The organism is Desulfosediminicola ganghwensis, from assembly GCF_005116675.2.
GTDB lineage: Bacteria > Desulfobacterota > Desulfobulbia > Desulfobulbales > Desulfocapsaceae > Desulfopila > Desulfopila ganghwensis.
Genome location: NZ_CP050699.1, coordinates 2,034,473 through 2,056,604, shown reverse-complemented (window position 1 = coordinate 2,056,604; position 22,132 = coordinate 2,034,473). Strand labels below are relative to the sequence as shown.

Below are 22,132 nucleotides of genomic sequence, written 5' to 3'. Positions count from 1 at the left end.
ATGTCTTTTGCCGATTGCTGTAATTCTCTATATGTTCATGGTCTTCGTATCTGTAGAGCCGCCTCCGGCATGGCTCTGTCAATAACCATCATTGCGGTACTCGGACTGCAAGCGCCGTCAGCGGGGGCCCTCGAAGTCCCCCCTCTTACGGCCAGGATCAATGATTACGCGAAGATGCTGAATCCTGCCACTGTGAGTCAGCTCGAAAATTCCCTGAAAACATTTGAGGATGAACAGTCGACCCAACTGGTAGTCCTTACCATAGAGAGTCTTGAAGGTGATTCGCTGGAGGATTTTTCGATCAGGGTTGCAGAAAACTGGCGGATAGGCCAGGCCGATCTGGACAACGGAGCCATCCTGCTCATTGCCCAAAATGATCGAAAAATCAGAATAGAAGTTGGGTACGGCCTCGAGCCCACACTCACCGACCTCACTTCGGGCAGAATAATCCGGGAGATCATTGCTCCCTTGTTCAAGCGTGGCGACTTCGACCAGGGGGTAATTAATGGCGTCAATGCCATGATGGATGTTGTCCGGGGTGAGTTTTCCGCCCCGGAAAATCAAGCCAGCCAAAATCAGGTCGGCCTTGAGACATTTCCCATTATGCTGATGGCCGTTCTGCTCTTTATCGGAAAAGCGTTCGGCAAACACAAAGCGCTGGCGGCTGCCATCGGCGGAGTTGCCGCACCGGTTCTTGGCTATTTCATCCTTGGCGCGAAATGGCTGCTTCTTGCTGTCCTGGTACCCGCTGGCGCGGTCGGAGGGTTGATCGCCTCTGCCTTTGCTGCCTCTTCATTAAACTCCAGGACCATTCACCGCGGGAGCGGCCGTCACTACGGTGGTTACGGCAGCGGAGGTTTGGGGGGTGGCTTCGGAGGAGGATTTGGCGGCGGAGGGGGCGGTTTCGGCGGAGGCGGTGCCTCAGGAGGATGGTGATATGAAAAATCTTGCCGAATCGTTTCTCACACCAGAAGAACAACAGCTGGTCAGCAAGGCAGTTCATGCGGCCGAACTCCAAACCTCGGGTGAGATCGTACCCATGATAGTCTCAGCCAGCCACCACTACCCGCTGGCCTGTGCTTCAGGCGGCGCCATTATCACTCTTCCTGTGGCTTTACTGCTAACCTCTCTTATCGGCAACTACCTCTGGCTTGGACCCGAAAACATGTACCTTTTTCTGGCAATTTTTGCGGTGCTTTACCTCCCCGCCCGGGCTCTTGTTACCCACCTCCTGTGGCTAAAGCGTTTCTTCCTGAACAGTGACCAGGTCGAAGAGGAGGTGGCAGAGGCGGCGATAACATCTTTTTATGAGGAGGGACTTTATCGCACCAGGGCTGAGAACGGTATCCTGATATTCATCTCAGTTTTTGAGCATAAAGTATGGGTTTTGGGCGACAGGGGCATCAACGAAAAAATTGCCCCCGACCAATGGCTTGAAATAGTAGAAGAACTGACTCACGGCATCAGGACGAACTGCCGCTGCGAAAGCCTGTGCAGAGCGATCGAACGTGTAGGAGAGATACTTGCACACCATTTCCCGATAGAAGGAGATGACCACAACGAACTCCACAATCTCAGCATCCGCTAATCGGCCAGCCCCACATATCAAATGACAGGCGCAAAAAACAATTTGAACCGGCAAACCACAAACCAGGACACCGAAGCAGCTAAAAATAAATACTTACAAGAACTTTATGTTTGTCCCGGTGCGGCGATTACTCGCCGCATTCCCCTTCGAGGATATCACGACACCAGGATATCGCCTCCATGGTTATCGGATAACCACAGATAGGCAGCAGCAGCATCAAGGCATGGTAAATTTCATAACTGCTTGCGCCTGCTCTCATCGCTCTCCTGGCGTGTGAATGAACCGTTGCCTCAGATCCATTTGCCGCAGCAGCAGCCAGCTGGATAAGATGTGTTGTCTTCTCTTCCAGTGGTCCGCAATTGCGGACTTTGGTGCTGAGATCTTTCAAGGCCGACATAACCTCTGGATAGCACTGAGAAACTTCATACTGTGTTCTGTCGGGATAGATGGGGTCTTTCATGGCTCACTGTGTGGTTGGCATTCTGCATTTAATTGTTGCAGACGACCGTTCCATTCCGGCAATGGAACAGACGCTGAATTCCAGACAGGAGAGTCAGCTTGAAAACAGCTGAACTACTCGTTCTCATAGCTCTTTTCCTCTCCACTCCGGTGCTCTCTTCATCCCATGTAATATGCTGAAATCATGGGGATGCTCTTCTTCTCATCGGCATACCACCAACACCTAATAATTTCCACCCTAATCCGCACTTTTTTCAACAATTCTGTTTTCAGCAACTCCTTCTCATTTTCACTTTGACAAAAAGTCATTTCTTGCCTAGTCTCTACAATTTGTTGCTTCGTCATTAGCTTGGCAATATGTCTCCAACCTCTGCAAGCTCCCACACCAGGAAACAGTTCACATCAAATATATCTTTTCTTCGCGGATTGATGGTAAACGTCTCGATCTGATAATTTTCAACTGAAAATGAACTTCCCAGTGCGTCTATCTCCTGCTCCAGCTCCCCTGCCAACAGCTCCAACTCACTCTGAAGCTGCCCAAGTTCCTGTCGCACCCTTCTGGCATCGTCTTTTTCTGTAAACACCCTCCCCGCTTTCCGCATACCGGTCGCAAACCCCGAGGTACCGCTGCCGGCCGACCGGCGCCCGAAAAGTGCTCCGACCACCGCCACCCCGAAAGAGAGAATAGTGTCTGTCGTTTTCGTTCGCACCTCGGCCTCTTCCTGCTGCAGACGTTCATGGGCTTGCTGAATTTTTTTATGCAGACGCTGCTGCCTGAGGTCATATTTTGCCCGCAGTTTATCAACCGCTTCATCCTTGTTCTCCCGTAACAGGTCGCGAAGCCGGACTTTAAAATCCGTCAGTGTTTCATGGGGTACCGATTCCAGCTTCAGAGATTTCACCCTGAAAAGCTCTAGCCGTTCGGTTCTGTAGAGGGCATCGGCAAAACTTTTTTCTGCAGCTCGCAGATTTTGAACCGCGCAGATTTCGGCAGGTATTGCAGCATATCCGTAACCTGAGGGGGCCGAGACAAAGCATTCCTCCAGTGCGAAAGGAAGTTCTTCAGCCTCCGACCAGGTAATCTCAGCCAGACCTGGGAAATTTTCTGCAGTCCCCCCTAGTGGATAGTAGCGCTGCACCAGCCTAGTCTCATTGATATTTCTGCTGGCGTTAAAAAAGCGTACCTTGCAACGTGCTGCAATCGCAGGCTGCAACACGCATTTTTCTCCTGGAGCAGCAGGCAGGTAATAACGCTGCTCTATCTGGCCTGCCAGAATCGGTGCGCTGCTTTCCGCCATGGCCGGTCCTGGTGCAGACCGGGCCATGCCCTCCTCCCCGGAAGTGATCGAATTACCTTGAAGTTCTCTAGCCACCGTCACCTTGTCCGCCATCAGCTGTTCGATCTCTTTTGAGGTAAGCGGGCCTTTTAAAAAGGACATAACCCACCGGGTCTCAAAGGCCATTGGCTCATCCAGATTGGCTGAATTCAGCAGGAACTGCCTACCCTTCATTTTTGCCAGGAGCAGCTCAACATCCCTGGCAGTGAATCGGCCATCGCTCGCTCCAGCGATGCCACCCGCAACTTTTTTCCGATCCTGATCTGTCTGCAGCCTGCCGATAAACCAACTGCCCATGTTCGAGAGCCCCCGATAATCGAGATCTACCGGGTTCTGGGTTGAGAGCACCACTCCACAGCCAAAGGCCCTTGCCTGCTTGAGGATAAGCAACATGGGCTTTTTCGATGGAGGATTAGCGGTTGGAGGAAAAAATCCATAAATTTCATCCATGTAAAGTAACATTTTCAAAGATGAACTCCCTCGCTGCATTCTCATCCAGCCGACAAACCTGTTCAACAGCAAGGTGACAAAAAACATCCGTTCGCTATCGGTCAGGTGAGAAATCGAAAATATTGCGGTTTTGGGCCTGCCATCATCGGTGTAAAGAATACGCTGGATATCCAGCGGCTCTCCTTTCACCCAACCTGCAAAAGAGGGGCTTGCCAGGATGCTGTTCAGGCGCATGGCAAGCTGCATACGATCGGACTGTTTGTAATATGTCTCCAGGGCAAAAGCGCCAATCTTTTCGATCGGCGGGCTGACTATGGCACCGATCAATGCCTCCATATCCACCCCATTCCCCTTCTGCCAGTAGTGCAGCAAGATCGAACTGAGCAGGATATGTTCCCTGCTCTGCATCGGGTCGGCGTCAATCTGCAATAGTGCCAGCAATCCTGAAACAGCTGAGGTAACAAGATCGTTCAAGGTATCGGGATCAGCCGCCGGATCGGGGGCTGGTGCGGCAAAGCCTGCCAACACAGAAACCGGCACGCCACCACCTCCACCAGGGGTATATATGGTTATCTCTGCTTGTCGGGCAAGAGTTCGGATTCTATCGGGCTTCTGATCCCATGCTGCAAGACCGTCCCGCCATTGTGCAGCGGTTTTCTGCGCATACTGTTCAAGGATGAGCCCTTTCCGGGATGCTTCCGACTGTTCCAGCCACGGCTGAAAATCCTGGGCCTGTAAATCAGGAAATGTCAGCAACAGGTTTCCCATGTCACCCTTGGGATCAATGATAATAGAGGGAATCCCATCCATTATCGCCTCTTCTATCAATCCAATTCCAAGACCTGTTTTGCCGCTTCCCGTCATGCCTATAATCACGCCATGGGTGGTAAGGTCACGACTCCTGAGCAGCATAGGGGCGATTGTTTCTCCATTGTCACCAATTTCCCGGCCCAGATAGAACAGTCCCAGTTTTTCATAGCTCTTTTTTTTGCCTGAAACTTTGCCTGAATTAATAATATCTCCAGCCATCGGAATCACCTCAGCGAAAAGTCAGATACTCCTGCAGCCCCTGCGTTCCCAACCATTTCTTGCCCTACGTCTTAAATTATACACCGGATAATTCTTGAAACTTTGCGGTAAAATCATGCTAAACTGCAGATATGGGTTTTCTCAAAGATTTTCAGATACAAAAGATTACCAATCTTATTCCCAAATGAGATTGATTCACTTTCGCATTCCCGTTATAGTTTATTATATTTTTTTTTAATATTTCGATGAGTCAGCAAATTTTGTCAGCCCATTCAAACCATTGGGCACCCCCTCAACACATTTGATTTCATTCATAGCAGCGCTCATCAAAGCTGTGCACTGCGCCCATGAAAATGTTGAAAAAAACAGGTGAGGAAGAATGAAAAAAAAGATAACCAGGCGGACTTTCCTGCAAATAGTCGCCGTCGCCGGCGCAGCGGGTGGGTGTTGGCAGCTTGGGCTGTTTACCGGAGATGCCAGGCTCCAGGTCGCCAGGCGCAGTCAGCCGATCATGGGTACCTATCTCAACCTGACCGTTTACGGGAAAGACCGTGATGCCTGTGAGGCTGCCATTGATCGGACCATAAGCAGGATGAAAGGGCTTGAGGCAATACTGAGCCGGCATATGCCGACCAGCCAGGTGGCTACCCTGAATTCCACTGGCCGTCTCGACAGCCCCGACAAGGATTTGCTCGAACTGCTTGGCCTCTCGGCTGGCCTCAGTGAACGAAGCGACGGTGCTTTTGACGTGACGATTCTGCCGGTGATGAATGCTCACTCTGAATTTGCAGGCAAATATGCCGATAGTAGCGGAGCCATCACCCAGGCCAGGACAGCAACGGGGTATCGCTACCTGGCAGCAAACGCCTCATCTGTACAATTCCAGAAAACCGGCATGGGGATCACCCTGGATGGCATAGGCAAAGGATATATCGTCGATCAGGGGGTGGCGGCTTTAAAAGCGGCCGGATTTCACAATGTCTGTGTAGATGCCGGTGGCGACCTGATGGTGGCCGGCGCCAAACCGGACGGCAGCCCCTGGAGAATCGGCATACGTAACCCAAGGATAGAGCAACCAATGGAGCCCGTTTCAGTGAAGGTGATCAACCGGGCGGTGGCCACCTCCGGAGATTACTTCCAACCCTACACCGCTGATTTTCGCAATCATCATATATTAGATCCCCGGACCGGTTTTTCTTCTCCGGACCTGGCCAGCTGCACCATCACGGCCCCGACGGTTGGCCTCGCAGACGGTCTCGCCACCGCAGTCATGGCTCTTGGTCGTGATACAGGGCTGGAGCTACTGGAATCGCTTGACGGCTGTGAAGGATATCTCATCGATAAGCAGCAGAGAAACTCTCACTCTTCAGGATTTTTCAGCTGATATGGAACATATAATCATCAAAAAAGGACTCAACCTACCCATCAGCGGTGCCCCGGAGCCCACAATCCGCAAAGGAGCAGAAAGCCGCCGTGTTGCCCTGATAGGAGACGACAGCGTTGGCATGAAGCCGACCATGGAGGTGCAGGTCGGCGACATGGTTAAAACCGGGCAACTGCTTTTCACCAACAAGAAATCACAGGGACAAAGGTATGTAGCACCCGGCTGCGGCAAAGTGGTGGCTATAAATCGCGGAGCCAAAAGGAAATTCGAATCCCTGGTGATCGAACTGATGGGCGATGAGGCGATATCGTTCATGGATAACCCTGGCCAGCCCGTGGAAAACCTCTCGGCAGAGGCCATCAGGGAAGTTCTTGCCGAATCAGGGCTCTGGGCATCCTTCCGTACCAGGCCCTACGGCAAAATCCCTGAAATTGATACCCTGCCCGCTTCCCTTTTTATCACCGCAATCGATAGCGAGCCTTTGGCACCACCACCGGAACTCATCATTTCGGCCCATGCCGAGGATTACAAAATGGGCCTTGATCTGCTCGACCGGCTGTTGGAAGTGCCGGTTCACTACTGCTCAGCAGACCGTGAACTCGGCATCGGTGAAAAGCAAGAAAACTTCAATTACTGGACCTTCACAGGACCCCACCCTGCAGGACTGGCTTCCACCCATATCCATTTCATCGATCCGGTCCATGAGAAAAAAACCGTCTGGCACATCGGCTATCAGGATGTCATCGCTATCGGCTACCTGTTTCGGACCGGCACGTTGATGACGGAACGTACCATCTCACTCGCCGGACCTGGAGTGAGGAATCCGTCACTTGTAACCACACGGTTAGGTACAAACCTGCACGATCTCTGCGCCGGAGAATTGAGAAATGACACAATGCGCATCATTTCAGGCTCTGTGCTCAGCGGCCGCAACGTCAATGAGCACCACGCCTACCTCGGCCGGTATCACAATCAGGTAAGCGTATTGCCCGATAACAGCGGCAGAAGCCTGCTCAACTGGGCACTGCCGGGTGCCACTAAATTTTCGGTCAAACCCGTTTTCACCTCCGCCATGAACAAGTTGCTGAAGCTAGACATGAACACCGCCGTCTGGGGTGGCCATAGGGCTATTTATCCTTTAGGCACTTATGAAGACGTGATGCCCCTGGACATCATCCCCACCTATCTGATGCGCGCCCTGCTGGTGGGCGATACAGAAAAGTCGAAGGCGCTCGGGTGCCTCGAACTCATCGAGGAGGACGTAGCCCCATGTAGTTTTGTCTGTCCCGGAAAAAATGAGTTCGGTACCAACCTCCGCCAGGTATTGACCACAATTGAAATCGAAGGCTGAGAACAACAGACAATCATAAAGAGCAGACATGAATAAACTCAGCAAGAAAATGGAAGAGTTGGGACAACACTTCGAGCCGGGCGCACGTTTTGCCCGCTGGTATCCGCTCTATGAAGCGTTCGACTCTTTTCTCTTCGGCAGCAACACTACCACCAGGAACGCCCCCCACGTCCGGGACGGAATGGACCTGAAGAGGATCATGACCACGGTGCTGGTCGCGCTGTTTCCCTGCGTCATCATGGCGCTCTGGAACACAGGATACCAGGCTAACCAGGCAATCGCCTCGCTGGGCCTGGCGGCACCTGAAGGCTGGCGGGGGGCAATGATGGCCGGGATCGGCTGCGACCCTGCCAGCACCTTCTCCAACCTGGCTCATGGCGCTCTTTACTTCCTGCCCATATATGTCGTCACCATGGTGGTCGGCTCAATTGTCGAGGGTATCTTCAACATTATCCGCGGCCATGAATTTTCAGAAGCGTTTTTAGTTACCGGCCTGCTCTACACCTTGATACTGCCGCCCACCATCCCGCTCTGGCAGGTGGCCACAGGCATCACCTTCGGGCTGGTGTTTGCCAAAGAGGTATTCGGCGGGGTGGGTCGCAACTTCATGAACCCGGCCCTCGCCTCCCGCGCCTTTATCTATTTTGCCTACCCGGCCCAGATCTCAGGCGACGCGGTCTGGACCGCCGTGGATGGCGTCACCGGTGCGACCCCCCTCGGCGCTGCCGCTGCTGCCGCACCCGGCACCCCCGCCTCGGCCATGGGTATCGACTGGCTGCAGATGTTCATGGGCAATATTCCGGGTTCCATGGGTGAGACCTCTGCCATCGCCTGTCTTTTCGGGGCCGTTATCCTGCTGGTAACCAGGGTGGCTTCATGGAGGATCATTGTCTCAATGCTGATCGGTGGCATAATCGCCTCGGTGCTGCTCTCGTTCCATAATAGTCCGGCTAATGCCCTCTATTCACTCCCGCCTTACTATCATCTGGTGATGGGCAGTTTCGCCTTCGGCATGGTGTTTATGGCCACCGACCCGGTATCTGCGGCCCACACCAATACCGGCCAATGGCTCTATGGCGGGCTGGTCGGTATCCTCTGCATACTGATTCGCGTTGCCAACCCTGCCTACCCAGAGGGGACAATGCTGGCGATTATCCTGGGCAATGTCTTTGCGCCGCTCTTTGATTATTTCGTACTGCAAGCCAACATCAAGAGGAGGAGGCTCCGCCATGGTTGACATACGAGCCGCCAAACCATTTTATTCGGTTCTTATCCTGGCCTTCGCCTGTTCTGCCCTGGTGGCAGGAGCGGCAGTGGGGTTGCGCCCCAGACAGGAAGCCAACCGTCAGCTCGATCGCCAGAAAAACATCCTTTATGCGGCGGGCCTCTTCGAGGAAGGGAAGTCGATAGACCAACTCTTTGCCAACGTTGAGACCCGGCTGGTCGATCTTGAAAGCGGCGAGTTTGTTGAAGCAGACCAGCTTGATCCCAAAAACTACAACCAGCGAAGAGCCGCTCTTTCAAACGATCTGGGCCGACCGATTGAGCCCGACGCAGATCTCGCCAAGCTTGGCCGCCAGGAAAAAATTTCCCTGGTCTATGTGATAAAGGACAACGACGCCATCTCCCAGATAGTGTTGCCCGTGCGGGGTAAGGGGCTCTGGTCCACCATGTATGCCTATGTGGCCATAGACAGCGACCTGAACACTATCCGCGGAGTCTCCTTCTATGAGCATGGTGAGACGCCGGGACTGGGCGGCGAAGTTTCAAACCCCCGATGGCAGCAACGCTGGGGTGGGAAAAAGGTGTACAAGGATGAAGATGTTGCAATCAGAGTCATCAAAGGCACTATCGACGAGACTTCAGCCGATGCTGCCTATGAGATCGATGGCCTTTCCGGCGCCACCCTCACCTCCAACGGTGTTTCGGATCTGTTGAAATTCTGGTTCGGAGATCACGGTTTCCAACCATTTTTGAGCCAACTGAAGAAAAAGGACAATTCAAATGGCTGAATCAAAACTCGAACTGGTCGTATTTCCCATATTCAAGCGTAACCCTATCGCCCTGCTGATTCTCGGTATCTGTTCGGCGTTGGCGGTAACCGGCCAGATGGCCACCGCCTTCGTGATGTCGGTCTGTGTAATCTTTGTTACTGCTTTCTCCAGTCTGACGATCTCCATAGTGCGCTTCCAGATCCCGAACTCGGTTCGTATCGGCATCCAGATCACCGTTATAGCCACTCTGGTTATACTGGTCGATCAGATCCTGAAAGCGTTTGTCTTCGAACTCTCGAAACAGCTTTCAATCTATGTCGGGCTGATCATCACCAACTGCATCATCATGGGTCGGGCTGAAGGGTTCGCCATGAGCAATCCGCCGGTGGCCTCTTTCCTGGACGGTGTCGGCAACGGGCTGGGCTACAGCTTTATCCTGATCTTGGTGGCCTTTATACGCGAGCTTTTTGGGTCCGGCTCGGTGTTCGGCTACGAGATTATGAGAACAGTGAGCAATGGCGGCTGGTATATCCCGAACGGCCTGCTGGTACTGCCGGCCAGCGCTTTCTTCCTTGTCGCACTGATCATCTGGGCAGTGCGTACAGCATTGCCGGATCAACAGGAGACTGAATAATGGGCCACTATCTCGATATAATTTTCCGCTCAGTCTTTCTTGAGAACCTGCCGCTCAGCTTTTTCCTCGGCATGTGTACCTTCCTTGCTATCTCCAAGCAGGTAAAAACCGCCATAGGTCTCGGGTCGGCTGTTCTTTTTTTGCAGATCATCACGGTGCCCCTGAATAACCTGGTGCTCTCGACTCTGCTCAAGCCAGGAGCCCTGTCATGGGCCGGACAACCCGATATCGACCTCACCTTTCTGGGATTACTCACCTACATCGCCATCATCGCCGCAGTGGTGCAGATACTAGAAATGGTGCTCGACCGTTTTTTACCGGCACTCTACAACACCCTTGGCATCTTCCTGCCGCTGCTTACCGTCAACTGCGCCATTCTCGGTGCTTCACTCTTCATGGTCGAACGTGATTACACCTTTGGTGAAAGCGTCGCTTACGGCATTGGCGCAGGAGCAGGTTTTTTTCTGGCGGTGGTAGTACTGGCAGGAATTCGTGAACGCAGTGAGTATGCCGACCCGCCCGCAGGTCTGAAAGGCCTTGGGATGACCTTTATCACCGCAGGTTTGATGGCCATTGCGTTTATGGGCCTTGCAGGAATGCAACTCTAACCAGAACTTCTCATGAGCAGATTTATGTGCAAAAATGACTCTCCTTCACAGCACAAAGCCAGTAGCAATGTCTCGTCGGTTCTGCCATTTCATTTTGTAAATGATGCTTATGTTCATGGTATAGGAGGCAGAATATGAATGAGATTCTTTATGCCGTACTCTGTTTTCTCGGCATCCAGCTGGTACTTGTGACGCTTATCGTTATTACCAAGAAAACCCTGCTGCCCAGCGGTGATATCAACATCATCATAAACGAGGACAAGGTTGTTACCGGTAAACCCGGAGGAAAACTGCTCACAACCCTGGCCGACAACGGCATCATTCTCTCCTCTGCCTGTGGTGGCGGTGGCACCTGCGGTCAGTGTCGATGCATTATCTCTGAAGGCGGTGGCGCCATTCTTCCTACAGAGAAAGGAAAGATCAACCGACGGGAAGAACGCGAAGGGATGCGCCTCTCCTGCCAGGTGCCAGTGAAGCGTGATTTGAAAATCGAAGTGCCGAATTCCATGCTTGATGCCAGGAAATGGCAATGTAAAGTCGTTTCAAATGAGAACGTTGCCACTTTCATAAAGGAGCTGATACTGGAACTGCCCCCCGGCGAAAATGTCGATTTCAAGGCCGGAGGCTATATCCAGATCGAAGTACCGCCGCATACACTCTCCTACGCCAGCTTTGATATTGGTGAATCATATCTGAGCGACTGGACCAAATTTCAGATGTTCCAGTACAAGTCCCATGTCCATACCCCGGTTACCAGGGCTTACTCCATGGCCAACTATCCCGGTGAAAGAGGGGTTATCAAGCTGAACGTGCGGATTGCCAGTCCACCGCCGGGAGCAAAGAAAGACATTCCCCCGGGTCAGGTGAGCTCGTATATATTCAACCTCAAGGCCGGTGACGAGGTAACCATCTCCGGTCCTTTTGGTGAATTCTTTATGGATGAATCCCAATCAGAAGTCATCATTATCGGTGGCGGCGCGGGCATGGCCCCTCTCCGCAGTCATGTCTTCGATCTGTTTAAGACCCACCACACCAATCGCAAAGTCTCATACTGGTATGGTGGACGCAGCCTCAAGGAATGTTTCTACCTTGAGGATTTCTATGAGATAGAAAAAAACAACGATAATTTTTCCTTTCACCTTGCGCTCTCCGACCCGCTGCCCGAAGATAAATGGCAGGGTGATGTGGGCTTTATCCACAATGTACTGTACGAAAAGTACCTCAAAGACCACCCGGCTCCTGAAGATATACACTACTATATTTGCGGACCGCCGATGATGAATGCCGCCGTGATCAATATGCTTGAAGATCTCGGAGTCGAGGGAGAAAACATTAAATTTGATGATTTCGGCGGCTAACCGCTATGATGGAATCTGAATTATGACCACGTTTATTCTGCTTTTTATTATCAGCCTGACGGTTATTATATGCTCCGGACTGATTATTAATTTTTCCAAGCAACGTGCCGGTACCCGCAAACACCCGCTCACCGCCATATGCCATAAAACCGGCGACCCCGCTTCTGCCTGCTCATGCAGCCAACTGCTGCCGTCCGAGGCTGTAAAAAGACCGGCCGGGCAGGAGAAATGCAGCTGACAACAGATTGGTCAAAGCAGTATCCGTAGTACAATGCGCGTGCCCCCTTAACTGCTCCTCAACGAAAGTCTGGTGTATTACGCCCGATAGACTCCTTAAAAAACCTGATCTCATAGTATAGGGGCAGTGAAAAGCCAGATCTTTCCCACACGTGCCCGAGCCTTTTACGCATGAGGTAATCCGAATATTGGAAATTCCAAATTTATGTTTTTACAATTATTGATCTTTTATTTTGACATTATACTCAATCGGAGCTATATCTGATTTTTGATGCGCAAGCACATACCGGTCAGAATAAATGTAATAATAAAGGACACGATCACCATGAAACTTGATGCGACAAACATCGAGATAATCCGACACCTCAAAGATGGCCGTAAATCTTTCAAGCTGATCGCTACTGATCTTTCCATCACTGAGAATACCGTACGCAGTCGGGTCAATAAGCTGATTGAAGAAGGTCTCCTCGATATATCCGGCAATATCCGGGTAGACGCCCTGCCCGGTCATAACCTGCTCTACCTTGGGGTAAAACTCAAAAGCATGGAGCTCCAGAAAAAGGCTCAGGAATTCAGCCAGCTCAAAGGCGTGGTTTCAGCAGGAATTGTTACAGGCAGATACGATATCATTCTGCAGGTACTGCTTAATGAAGAATATAACTTGCTCGAATTCGTCACCAGCCAGGTAACAAAGATAGATGATGTTCAGACTGTTGAGAGTTTTGTCGTGTACGAAGGATATAACCTGAAGGTTCCATATATCCTTTAAATAGTGGTACCAGGATTCCTGGTGTGGTTTCGCCCTTTCTCCTCTCCTCCGGGCGGGATCATACCGGGAACATTTTTTCATTATTACTTTCAAGGAGTAATGCCATGATTGTTGGAATTCTAAAGGAAATCAAAGTACTGGAGAATCGTGTTGCAATGACTCCGGCAGGCGTTGAGGTTATGGTGGCCAACAACCATGAGGTTCTCGTAGAGAACAACGCTGGTGTCGGAAGCGGTTTTCCCAACGAGAGATATGTCGCTGCAGGAGCAAAAATTGTCAACACCCCCGCAGAAATTTATCAGAGCTCTGACATGGTCATGCACGTCAAGGAACCTCAGCCCTCCGAGTATGAGCTGATTCGTGACGGCCAGATCGTCTTTACCTACCTGCATCTGGCTGCAGATGAGCAGCAGACCCATGCGCTCATGAATGCCAACTCTATCAACATTGCCTATGAGACCATTCAGAAAGCCGACGGTTCCCTGCCCCTGCTTACCCCGATGAGTGAAGTGGCCGGTCGTATGGCAACCCTGCAGGGTGCAAACCATCTTGCCATGCCGAACGGTGGTCGCGGTGTTCTGCTTGGCGGTGTTCCCGGCGTAGAGCCGGCCACCGTTGTCGTCATCGGCGGTGGTATTGTCGGTATCAACGCAGCCAAGATGGCCTGTGGTCTTGGAGCAAAAGTGTACCTGCTCGATACCAATCTCGACCGCCTCCGCTATCTGAGCGACATCATGCCTGCCAACTGCATCCCGGTAATGAGCAGCACGCCCAAACTCCGCGAACTGCTGGCTGAAGCAGACCTGGTCATCGGTGCAGTGCTTATTCCCGGCGCCAAGGCTCCCAAACTGGTCACCCGTGACATGCTCCAGGTTATGAAAAAAGGCTCAGTAATGGTGGATGTAGCAATCGATCAGGGTGGTTGTTTCGAGACCTCAAAAGCAACAACCCATGCTGAACCGACCTACGAGGTGGACGGCATCGTCCATTACTGCGTAGCCAATATGCCCGGTGCCTACGCCAAAACCTCCACCCTCGCACTCACCAATGCCACGCTCCCTTATGCGGTTCAGATCGCCAACAAGGGCTGGAAGCAGGCTTGCAAGGACAATGCTGAGATCACTCCAGGCCTCAACGTTGTTCGCGGCAAGGTCACCTGTAAGGCTGTAGCCGAAGCCTTTAATCTCAACTACACCCCAGTTGAGGAAATTCTCGGTTAAAACGAACGAGACCTTTCGCCGGTTCGAAGATCAGGGCGATACTTATCTTCGAACCACCTCTCCTTCAAAAATGCAGCCTTCGGGTTGCATTTTTTTTTTAGGTACTGCGACTTTTAAAATCTACTATCTTGCCGAATACTTGCATAACGGTAAGCTTGTGCAATCAGAGTATTCAACCACTTTCACAGGCTGCATAACCACTGTGTGGGGGGGATTTTGTCAGGAGCACCCCGTACACTGTACCTATACGAAACGAGAAGTCCCGTTGTGATTCCGGATCACCCATACCAAAGCCAATCAATTCAGCACAAGATCAAGTGCTTGACAGGAGGTGTAGTATGAATTTTCCAGCCGAAATCATCGTAATACTCTGGTTCCTTCCCGTTGTCTTACAAATCATTCTTCCTCTGACTGTTCTTGCCGTCTGGCCCATTGTTAAACTCCTTAAACAAGGGCGCTCCATGAGATCCCATGAAGTCTTTGGAGATGCGCCTCTAGCTCGAGCTAAAATGGCAGTTGCCGTTGGCGACTAATACAGAGCAGTATCAGGTTGGCCGGTCAATACCGGCACAAATACGCAGGCCCGGATGAGTAGGCGCCTGCGTATTTCTTTTTTTTAAATGGAGATAATTATCAGGATAGACTCCCCGCGCGCTCCGATCATTGAAATTGAAGCGGGATGGCGCATATGGCCCAGGGGATATTCGGGCCGCTCAAGCTTTCTGACCAGAAAGCATCGAGACAAGCTCTGAGAGATGCAGCACCGGTAATTCCACAGAGGCTGCGGCCAGCGCAGATTTCCACTGCATCAGGCAACCGGAACAGCTGCTGGTGATGATGTCCGGCTCCATGGCCAGTACTTTCACCGTCAGGTCATCGCGAATAGTCGCAGAGAGTTCCGGCGCTCCCAGATGAAACAACCCTCCCTGTCCACAGCACTGAGGCCCGTCTGCCAATTCCAGAAGTTCAACCCGGGCTGAGAAGCGTTTTAGAACATTACGGGGCTCCCGGGTGATATCCAGCTCGTTTCGCAAATGACAGGGGTCATGATAAAAAACGCGCAGATTCTTTTTTGACGCTACACGTCCGGGTGAATCTTTTTCTGATGTCAGGCCCTTTTCCGCCAGTGTCAGGTCAAGAAGCCGGCTCAGCTCCACCAGTCGCCCAGCGACTTCTTCAGCACGGTCTGCCCAGGGGCTATCTCCTGCCAACAGCTGCTTATACCTCAGCAAATGAGCGTAACAGGAGCCGCAACTGACCACGATCCTACCGTTCTGTTGCTCCAGCGCTTCGATATTTTTTTTAGCCAGTTGCCGTGCTTTTTCCCGCTCACCAATAGAATCGATGGCCAACCCGCAACAGACCAGCCCTGCAGGAATATGGACAGAAAAGCCGAGGGAGCCGAGCAGCTCACGGCTCGCATCGAGAACTTCCGGGGCGAGATACCTTGCACTGCAACCGGGAAAATAGATCAGTTGCTCACCGATACCGGTACTGGTCGATATGGGAGCTGCGGAAGATGCTATTTTTTCATTGGCGAAAGAAACGGGTTCGCCGCCAAACATGGCCAACTTGACCCGTAAGCCACTATCGGCGGGGAGAGTTGTACTGAGAAGGGAGTGAAAGGATCTGCCAAATCTACGGACGACGCCGAGCAGTTCAGGCTTTTCGAGCACCTTAGCCGCCAGAAATTTCTGGTAGCCATGTTCGCCATAGCCTCTGGTGAAGTCACTCCTGGCATCGCGCACCTCTTCAACCACGTCCACCCCACGTGGACAGGCTGCGACACAGGCCCCGCAAAGAAGACATTTGGAAAAAATATCTTCGAAAACGGGAGAGGGAGTTTCCTCCCCCATTACTTCGAGCAGATATTTTTTGCCGCGGCCGGAGTAATATTCTTTGCCACCACTGGCCCTGTAAACGGGGCAAACTACGGTGCAAGCCCCACACCTGGCGCAGCGCGAACTTTTTTCCCCAGCCTGCGCGTTATTGCTGTTACCTGTACTGATGCTACACCTCAAATGACAAAAAACTCAGGAGACCGATGGAGAAATATGATTTTCTTTCAGATCGGGCCGCTGAAGACAAATTAAGCGAAACAATACCTTTAACGAACAGTACGAGCATCAATTTGACTTCAACAGCTTAGGACTAAAATGTATTTCTCAAACGGCTCCTACTTCTTCCAGAGCAGATAGGCCTTAATGAACTGATCAATATTGCCATCGAGAACCGCGTCCACATTACCTGTTTCATGCTCGGTTCTGTGATCTTTGATCATCCGGTACGGTTGCAGGACATAGGATCGGATCTGGCTGCCCCAGGCAATATCCTTCTTGTCGCCGCTCAAACCTTCCTGGGCTTCGGCCTGCTTCTGCTTCTCAAGCTCATAAAGCCGTGCCGCCAGCATTTTCATGGCCATATCCTTGTTGCGATGCTGACTGCGTTCGTTCTGGCATTGCACTACGACACCGGTGGGCAAATGGGTCAGGCGAATAGCGGAGTCGGTCTTGTTCACATGCTGACCTCCGGCACCGCTTGCCCGGTAGGTGTCAACGCGCAGATCCTTATCCTCGATATTCACGTCGACACTGTCATCCAGTTCGGGCATGACCATTACCGAGGCGAAGGAGGTGTGGCGCCTGCCGCTGGAGTCAAACGGTGAAATCCGCACCAGCCTGTGAATGCCAAGTTCAGAGCGCAGATAGCCATAGGCATTGCGCCCTTGGAACATGATAGTCACACCCTTCACGCCAGCTTCATCACCAGGCAGATAATCGAGAATATCAGTTTTGATACCTTTATCCTCAGCCCAGCGCAGGTACATGCGCAGCATGATATCCACCCAGTCCTGTGCCTCAGTACCACCGGCACCGGCATGAATGGAAACTATGGCGTTATTGCCATCATGCTCACCGCTGAACATACACTCCACCTCCGCAACAGCAATTTCATCCTGCATTTCGCGGAGCCTTTCAGCGACCTCAACTTCCGATTCGGCATCACCCTCTTCAGTGGCCATTTCCAGGAGAAGTTCGATTTCTTCCAACTCCTCCCAGCGATCATCCCAGGCTTTAATAATATCCTGGAGCTGGCCATGCTCTTTCTGGACTTTCTGGGCTACAGCAGCCTCATTCCAGAAGTCCGGCGCCATGGTCAGTCGTTCCAGCTTTTCCAGTTCTTCTCTTTTGCGAGGTAAGTCAAAGATGCTCCTTCAAGGCCAGGAGACGGCCTTTGAGATCTGTAATGATCTGCTTGGAAACACCAGCACCTGTTTCAATAGACATATTTCCTATCCAAACGTGTAAATTATTGTATTACTGCAATGCACAATACATCGCAGAGTTCATCCTTATTATACGCAATGTTCTGCGGTTCGTTAACCGCGTATCACATAATCTCTGCCCTGGCGAATTCTCCCCGAAGGCAATCCTGCATAGAGACCTCCGATCAGGACGCCCAGGATCAGACATACGGGTGCGAAAAAATATCCCCAGCGAACAAAAACTGTCTCGCCTTCCAGCAGCGCCACCTCTTCGGCGTGGGCCCAAAGGGTGAATATAGCTGATGGTTCATCAACCTGGCCCCGGGGATCAATAAAGCCTGATATACCGGTATTTGCCGCCCGAACAACGCTACGACGGGTTTCCACTGCGCGAAAAACTGTCATCGCCATACTATGGTGTGGGGCACTGGATTTACCATACCAGGCGTCATTGGTCAAATTTACCAGAACGTTGGCACCACTTTTTACCCAAGCCCTGCCGATATCGGCGAAGATGGACTCAAAGCAGATCAGCACCCCGATACGGGACTCGTTCCAGACCATTGGCTCTTCCACCTGGCCTGCGCTGAAATCACCGACCGATTCCACCAGCGGTTCCAGAAACGGCAGAAAACGTTTCATCGGCACATATTCGCCAAACGGCACCAGATGGCTTTTATGATAATAATCGGAAAACCCTATGCCAGGTTGAACCAGCTGGGCGCTGTTAAAGTAGCGAATATCACGGGTTGCCCGATCTCTCAGTTCGAACCAGGGGGCACCGGTCAATACAGCCATCTGCCGGGACTCTACGAAACCTGTGAGCGTTCCTATATCCTGGTAGGTCTGAGGATAATAGGGAAGCGCAGTCTCCGGCCAGACCACCAGCTCGGGACGTTTTGCAGCCCCCTCATCCGTTCTCAACCGAAGAGAGTTTTCTATATAAATATCTGTTGTTCGCTGCTGGTTGTCCTTCGACCACTTTTCACTTTGATCGATATTGCCCTGTACAATCCCCATGACTGTTTTCGGGGTATTCGGATCAGTTAGCCGGGCAGAAACCTCGTCCCAACGCTCTACGGAATAAAAACCGGCTCCACCTGCCAGCACGCCGACCAACACCACCAGCGGCAGTACAGCCCGCAGGTACCGTAAATTATATATAACCAGCACCAGCAACACATTGATCAGCACCAGCAGATAGGAAAGACCGCTATGGCCGAACACATCTGCCGACTGAATCAACAAGGGCTCCCCTGCCAGGGCATACCCTATATCCATCCAGGGAAAGCCACTGAAAAGCCAGCTCTTGAGCCAATCCAGACCGACCCATATTGCGGGAATAACAAGCAGGGAGGCGAGCAGGGAGGCTCTAACGAGCATGGCCCTGGCCAGCACGGCAAATATTGCCGTATAACTGGCCATAAACGAAGCAAGCAGTACCAAGGCCAGAATGGTAATCGGGAGCGGCAGCCCACCGTAACGGCCAACCACCGTGGTAATCCAGTAAAGCACCAGCAGATAATGCAGCACCCCTACCAGAAAGCCACAAACGAGAGCACGCCTGCCACTCATCAGCGGCAAAGCGTGAAGAAAAGGAATCAGGGCAACGAAGAGCAACTGCCAGATTTCCCCACCTCCGGGATACGCACACCAGAGCAACACCGGCGTAAGCAGTGATGAAAATAGCGGCCAGACCCGCCTGGGAGCTGTCATTCGTCTTTATCCCCGTCGGGTATACGTTCAATTCTGACCATCTTGATGTGACGGGAGGAGGCGCTTTTCACCTCGAGCTTCAAGCCGCCGACAGTCATTACGTCGCCGGTCTTCCCGAGCCTGCCGAGAAGATGAATAACAAGGCCACCAACTGACTCAAACGGCCCTTCAGGCAGTTCAGCATCGAAAAATTCCTCGATCTTTTCAATATCGAGGCGCGCATGAACGACAATTGCACCATCTTCGAGGCGCTCGATGACATCCTGTTCTTCGTCATATTCGTCGTCGATCTCGCCAACAATCTCCTCCAGAATATCTTCCAGCGTAATCAGGCCACGCACAGTTCCGAACTCATCGGTGACCATGGCCATATGATTTTTGCGCATCTGGAATTCTTTGAGAAGGTCGACAATCGGTTTGTTCTCGGTCACGAAGTAGATGGGACGGAGCACATCATCCAGCACCACCGGCTTATTGGAGAGGTGTGCGCAAACCCTCAGCAGATCCTTGGCATGCAGCACGCCGACAACCCGATCCGGATTGTCCTGATACACGGGTATTCGGGTAAAACCATTTTCTATGACCAAATTGATGATATCGGCCATGGGCATTGATGCCTCAATACTCACGACCTCGGCAGCCGGGGTCATAATCTCAGCTGCAAGAGTGTCTCGAAAGTCGAAGATGGAGTTAATCATCTTCTCCTCAAGACTGGATATAAGCCCGTGTTCCTCGCCCTCTTCCAGCAGTTCGAGAATTTCGTTTTCTAAATCCTGGGTGGTTTCCGGCCGCCCGAAAGGTACTTTGGACAGCAATTGTCTGAGAAAGCCTTTTCGTTCTTCAGGCTCCTCCTGGTCAGATTCGTTTTCCGTGTTCATTATTTTGAGTAAAAGAAATTCCCTTTTAAAGCCAAAACAACCTCTAGTCTAACAACCTTAAAAGGCCCCGATCAAAATTCTGGGTAACGAGTGCCTACTGCGCTGTATACACAGAAGATTGCTACGAAGGTAAAAAAATCAACGGTAGCTGTAATTATTATACACAGACTCCCACTCATAGTCTGTATGGGGATTCAAAACTCTTGTCAAGTAGAAAAGAGAAATCTGCGCTAAACGTGCCTCGTTCGATGAGTGGCGCCAAAGAATTGAACATTTTTGCTTTTCTAATCGCAGTTAGGTTACTATATTGCTGTAATTTTCCATTTCCAAGGCGCTTAGAGAGAAAAAGAGTAGGGAGAACTGCGCCTTCGGCATTGGCTAACGCCAATCAATCACAACATAAATTCGGAAAACAGAGGATACAGTTTGGAAGGAAAGGTACTCATTGCAAACCGTGGCGAGATCGCCATCCGCATCATGAACGCCTGCATAGACCTCGGACTCGATTATGCAGTAGTGTATACCGAGGCCGATAAAGACTCCGAGCATGTGCAGCGTAACATCACCAGTGGCCCGGATCAGAATGCCTGGCGTATAACCAGTTATACTGACCCCAACGACATACTGGCGGTGGCAGATTATTGCGGAGCAACAGCCATCCATCCAGGTTATGGATTTTTTTCAGAAGATTACCGCTTTGCCCGCCGGGCAACCAAGCGTGATCGGGCGCTGACCTTTATTGGCCCCAACTGGAATGTAATCAAGGACCTGGGTGACAAGATCAACACTAAAAAGGTTGCCAACGGCCTTGGCATCCCCACCATTCCCGGCACAGACGCCCCCATTTATAATGAGATGGAGGCCGAAGAGATAGCCCAGCGTCTGCTCGAAGACCAGCTCGCCCAGGGCATCCAGTCTCCTTCGATCCTGGTCAAAGCCGCAGCAGGCGGTGGCGGCATGGGCATCGAGGAAGTTACAGAAATTGAGACGTTTCGTCGTGTTTACCGCCAGCTGCAGAACTACGCCAAGCGTCAGTTCGGCGACGGCGGTGTACTGATTGAACAATGTATCAGGGATTTTAACCACTTAGAGGTGCAACTTGTCTGTTCCCGTCATGGTGAACGGATCCACTTCAGCTCCCGTAACTGTACAATCCAGTCCACCGGTCGTCAGAAACGCGTCGAGGCAGCGCCTGGTTTTTGCCAGTCCTGTTTCGATTACGATTTTGACGAAAAGAAAGTTCTCGATAAAATCGTCGAGTATTCTCTTAAACTGGCCAACCACGTCAAATATGACAACGTCGGCACCTGGGAATGGATTGTCACCAGATCCGGTCAGCCCTACCTGCTGGAGGTGAACACCCGCATCCAGGTAGAAAACGATATTTCAGCGCGCATTTCCTATCTTAATGGCGAGCAGCCTAATCTTATCCGGGAACAGATCCGACTGGCCCTTGGTGAGAAAACCGGCTACAAGCAGAACGCCATCGAGTTTAAAGGTGCTTCAATCGAGCTTCGTATCGTTGCCGAGGACACCCGTCGCGGCTTTGCCCCATGGATCGGAACCATTAACGAGTTCAGTTTCCCGGCTCATGAATGGTCAGTGGTATACAGCCACGTTCCCACCGACAGGGCATACCCAATTCCAAGTGATTTTGATCCGAACCTGGCGCTGGCGCTGGTCTGGGGCAAAGATATGGATGAGGCTAAGGCGCGCGCCGCACAGTTCATCGACGAGACGGTTATCAGGGGTGAAGATTCCAGCGGAAGCCCGATCATTACCAATCTGGAATACCTGAAAAACAACCTGGATCGTCTGCTGGCCTTCTAGAGATGAGAACAGACGGAACACATAT

20 protein-coding genes are annotated in these 22,132 nt (G+C 51.7%); 14 read left to right on the top strand and 6 right to left on the bottom strand.

Translation table 11 applies throughout. From position 1 onward, the window contains the following. Entirely contained in the window at positions 1 to 936 is a 936-nt protein-coding gene (locus FCL45_RS08690; protein ID WP_228721462.1) for a TPM domain-containing protein, read from the top strand. A gap of 1 nt (position 937) precedes the next feature. Further along, positions 938 to 1,588, top strand: coding sequence for a TPM domain-containing protein (locus tag FCL45_RS08685; protein ID WP_136798186.1), 651 nt, complete (start codon positions 938 to 940; stop codon positions 1,586 to 1,588). A gap of 127 nt (positions 1,589 to 1,715) precedes the next feature. On the opposite strand, the gene FCL45_RS08680 is transcribed toward FCL45_RS08685, so the two are convergent. Both FCL45_RS08680 and FCL45_RS08675 read right to left on the bottom strand, forming a co-directional pair. Next, a complete protein-coding gene (locus FCL45_RS08680; protein WP_136798185.1) occupies positions 1,716 to 2,048 on the bottom strand; it encodes a carboxymuconolactone decarboxylase family protein in 333 nt (110 codons plus the stop codon). A gap of 343 nt (positions 2,049 to 2,391) precedes the next feature. Beyond that, positions 2,392 to 4,863, bottom strand: coding sequence for an ATP-binding protein (locus FCL45_RS08675; RefSeq protein ID WP_136798184.1), 2,472 nt, complete (start codon positions 4,861 to 4,863; stop codon positions 2,392 to 2,394). Between the two features lie 379 nt (positions 4,864 to 5,242). On the opposite strand from FCL45_RS08675, the gene FCL45_RS08670 reads away from it, so the two are divergent. The 11 genes from FCL45_RS08670 to FCL45_RS08620 all read left to right on the top strand — a co-directional run bounded on the left by FCL45_RS08670 (position 5,243) and on the right by FCL45_RS08620 (position 14,951). After that, complete coding sequence (locus tag FCL45_RS08670; protein ID WP_136798183.1) at positions 5,243 to 6,247, top strand: FAD:protein FMN transferase; 1,005 nt, start codon at positions 5,243 to 5,245, stop codon at positions 6,245 to 6,247. A gap of 1 nt (position 6,248) precedes the next feature. Then, positions 6,249 to 7,598: a Na(+)-translocating NADH-quinone reductase subunit A gene (locus FCL45_RS08665; RefSeq protein WP_136798182.1), complete on the top strand. Its 1,350-nt coding sequence runs from the start codon at positions 6,249 to 6,251 to the stop codon at positions 7,596 to 7,598. 28 nt (positions 7,599 to 7,626) lie between these two features. Continuing rightward, positions 7,627 to 8,835 carry an NADH:ubiquinone reductase (Na(+)-transporting) subunit B gene (locus tag FCL45_RS08660; RefSeq protein ID WP_136798181.1) on the top strand — a complete coding sequence of 403 codons (1,209 nt, stop codon included), beginning with the start codon at positions 7,627 to 7,629 and terminating at the stop codon, positions 8,833 to 8,835. Further along, on the top strand, positions 8,828 to 9,610 hold the full coding sequence (locus tag FCL45_RS08655; protein ID WP_136798180.1) for a Na(+)-translocating NADH-quinone reductase subunit C: 783 nt from the start codon (positions 8,828 to 8,830) through the stop codon (positions 9,608 to 9,610). Before FCL45_RS08660 ends, FCL45_RS08655 begins: the two co-directional genes overlap by 8 nt. Further along, positions 9,603 to 10,226, top strand: a complete 624-nt coding sequence (locus FCL45_RS08650) for an NADH:ubiquinone reductase (Na(+)-transporting) subunit D (protein ID WP_136798179.1) — start codon at positions 9,603 to 9,605, stop codon at positions 10,224 to 10,226. The genes FCL45_RS08655 and FCL45_RS08650 overlap by 8 nt, the downstream gene beginning before the upstream one ends. Further along, positions 10,223 to 10,834 carry an NADH:ubiquinone reductase (Na(+)-transporting) subunit E gene (nqrE, locus tag FCL45_RS08645; protein ID WP_419176225.1) on the top strand — a complete coding sequence of 204 codons (612 nt, stop codon included), beginning with the start codon at positions 10,223 to 10,225 and terminating at the stop codon, positions 10,832 to 10,834. The genes FCL45_RS08650 and nqrE overlap by 4 nt, the downstream gene beginning before the upstream one ends. Positions 10,835 to 10,968: 134 nt before the next feature. Next, entirely contained in the window at positions 10,969 to 12,192 is a 1,224-nt protein-coding gene (gene nqrF, locus FCL45_RS08640; protein WP_136798177.1) for an NADH:ubiquinone reductase (Na(+)-transporting) subunit F, read from the top strand. 22 nt (positions 12,193 to 12,214) lie between these two features. Further along, positions 12,215 to 12,430 carry a hypothetical protein gene (locus tag FCL45_RS08635; protein WP_136798176.1) on the top strand — a complete coding sequence of 72 codons (216 nt, stop codon included), beginning with the start codon at positions 12,215 to 12,217 and terminating at the stop codon, positions 12,428 to 12,430. Positions 12,431 to 12,754: 324 nt separating this feature from the next. After that, entirely contained in the window at positions 12,755 to 13,198 is a 444-nt protein-coding gene (locus tag FCL45_RS08630) for an Lrp/AsnC family transcriptional regulator (RefSeq protein WP_136798175.1), read from the top strand. Positions 13,199 to 13,302: 104 nt separating this feature from the next. Beyond that, on the top strand, positions 13,303 to 14,418 hold the full coding sequence (gene ald / locus FCL45_RS08625) for an alanine dehydrogenase (protein WP_136798174.1): 1,116 nt from the start codon (positions 13,303 to 13,305) through the stop codon (positions 14,416 to 14,418). A 338-nt stretch (positions 14,419 to 14,756) separates the two neighbouring features. Beyond that, a complete protein-coding gene (locus tag FCL45_RS08620; RefSeq protein WP_136798173.1) occupies positions 14,757 to 14,951 on the top strand; it encodes a hypothetical protein in 195 nt (64 codons plus the stop codon). Between the two features lie 180 nt (positions 14,952 to 15,131). On the opposite strand, the gene FCL45_RS08615 is transcribed toward FCL45_RS08620, so the two are convergent. The 4 genes from FCL45_RS08615 to FCL45_RS08600 all read right to left on the bottom strand — a co-directional run bounded on the left by FCL45_RS08615 (position 15,132) and on the right by FCL45_RS08600 (position 20,277). Beyond that, a complete protein-coding gene (locus FCL45_RS08615; protein WP_136798172.1) occupies positions 15,132 to 16,439 on the bottom strand; it encodes a (Fe-S)-binding protein in 1,308 nt (435 codons plus the stop codon). A gap of 155 nt (positions 16,440 to 16,594) precedes the next feature. Beyond that, a protein-coding gene (gene prfB / locus FCL45_RS08610; RefSeq protein ID WP_136798171.1) for a peptide chain release factor 2 occupies positions 16,595 to 17,705 on the bottom strand; the annotation gives its coding sequence in 2 pieces (ribosomal slippage) (positions 16,595 to 17,620 and positions 17,622 to 17,705; 1,110 coding nt in all). Positions 17,706 to 17,797: 92 nt separating this feature from the next. Continuing rightward, complete coding sequence (lnt, locus tag FCL45_RS08605) at positions 17,798 to 19,399, bottom strand: apolipoprotein N-acyltransferase (protein WP_136798170.1); 1,602 nt, start codon at positions 19,397 to 19,399, stop codon at positions 17,798 to 17,800. Beyond that, a complete protein-coding gene (locus FCL45_RS08600) occupies positions 19,396 to 20,277 on the bottom strand; it encodes a hemolysin family protein (protein WP_136798169.1) in 882 nt (293 codons plus the stop codon). The genes lnt and FCL45_RS08600 overlap by 4 nt, the downstream gene beginning before the upstream one ends. Before the next feature lie 426 nt (positions 20,278 to 20,703). Between FCL45_RS08600 and FCL45_RS08595 the strand changes: the two genes are divergently transcribed. Continuing rightward, entirely contained in the window at positions 20,704 to 22,107 is a 1,404-nt protein-coding gene (locus FCL45_RS08595; protein WP_136798168.1) for an ATP-binding protein, read from the top strand. Positions 22,108 to 22,132 lie beyond the last annotated feature (25 nt).

Excerpts from the sequence above, each read along its gene's own strand:
- FCL45_RS08690 (WP_228721462.1), top strand. The coding sequence starts at position 1 with ATGTCTTTTGCCGATTGCTGTAATTCTCTATATGTTCATGGTCTTCGT.
- FCL45_RS08685 (WP_136798186.1), top strand. The coding sequence starts at position 938 with ATGAAAAATCTTGCCGAATCGTTTCTCACACCAGAAGAACAACAGCTG.
- FCL45_RS08680 (WP_136798185.1), bottom strand. The coding sequence starts at position 2,048 with ATGAAAGACCCCATCTATCCCGACAGAACACAGTATGAAGTTTCTCAG.
- FCL45_RS08675 (WP_136798184.1), bottom strand. The coding sequence starts at position 4,863 with ATGGCTGGAGATATTATTAATTCAGGCAAAGTTTCAGGCAAAAAAAAG.
- FCL45_RS08670 (WP_136798183.1), top strand. The coding sequence starts at position 5,243 with ATGAAAAAAAAGATAACCAGGCGGACTTTCCTGCAAATAGTCGCCGTC.
- FCL45_RS08665 (WP_136798182.1), top strand. The coding sequence starts at position 6,249 with ATGGAACATATAATCATCAAAAAAGGACTCAACCTACCCATCAGCGGT.
- FCL45_RS08660 (WP_136798181.1), top strand. The coding sequence starts at position 7,627 with ATGAATAAACTCAGCAAGAAAATGGAAGAGTTGGGACAACACTTCGAG.
- FCL45_RS08655 (WP_136798180.1), top strand. The coding sequence starts at position 8,828 with ATGGTTGACATACGAGCCGCCAAACCATTTTATTCGGTTCTTATCCTG.
- FCL45_RS08650 (WP_136798179.1), top strand. The coding sequence starts at position 9,603 with ATGGCTGAATCAAAACTCGAACTGGTCGTATTTCCCATATTCAAGCGT.
- nqrF (WP_136798177.1), top strand. The coding sequence starts at position 10,969 with ATGAATGAGATTCTTTATGCCGTACTCTGTTTTCTCGGCATCCAGCTG.
- FCL45_RS08635 (WP_136798176.1), top strand. The coding sequence starts at position 12,215 with ATGACCACGTTTATTCTGCTTTTTATTATCAGCCTGACGGTTATTATA.
- FCL45_RS08630 (WP_136798175.1), top strand. The coding sequence starts at position 12,755 with ATGAAACTTGATGCGACAAACATCGAGATAATCCGACACCTCAAAGAT.
- ald (WP_136798174.1), top strand. The coding sequence starts at position 13,303 with ATGATTGTTGGAATTCTAAAGGAAATCAAAGTACTGGAGAATCGTGTT.
- FCL45_RS08620 (WP_136798173.1), top strand. The coding sequence starts at position 14,757 with ATGAATTTTCCAGCCGAAATCATCGTAATACTCTGGTTCCTTCCCGTT.
- lnt (WP_136798170.1), bottom strand. The coding sequence starts at position 19,399 with ATGACAGCTCCCAGGCGGGTCTGGCCGCTATTTTCATCACTGCTTACG.
- FCL45_RS08600 (WP_136798169.1), bottom strand. The coding sequence starts at position 20,277 with ATGAACACGGAAAACGAATCTGACCAGGAGGAGCCTGAAGAACGAAAA.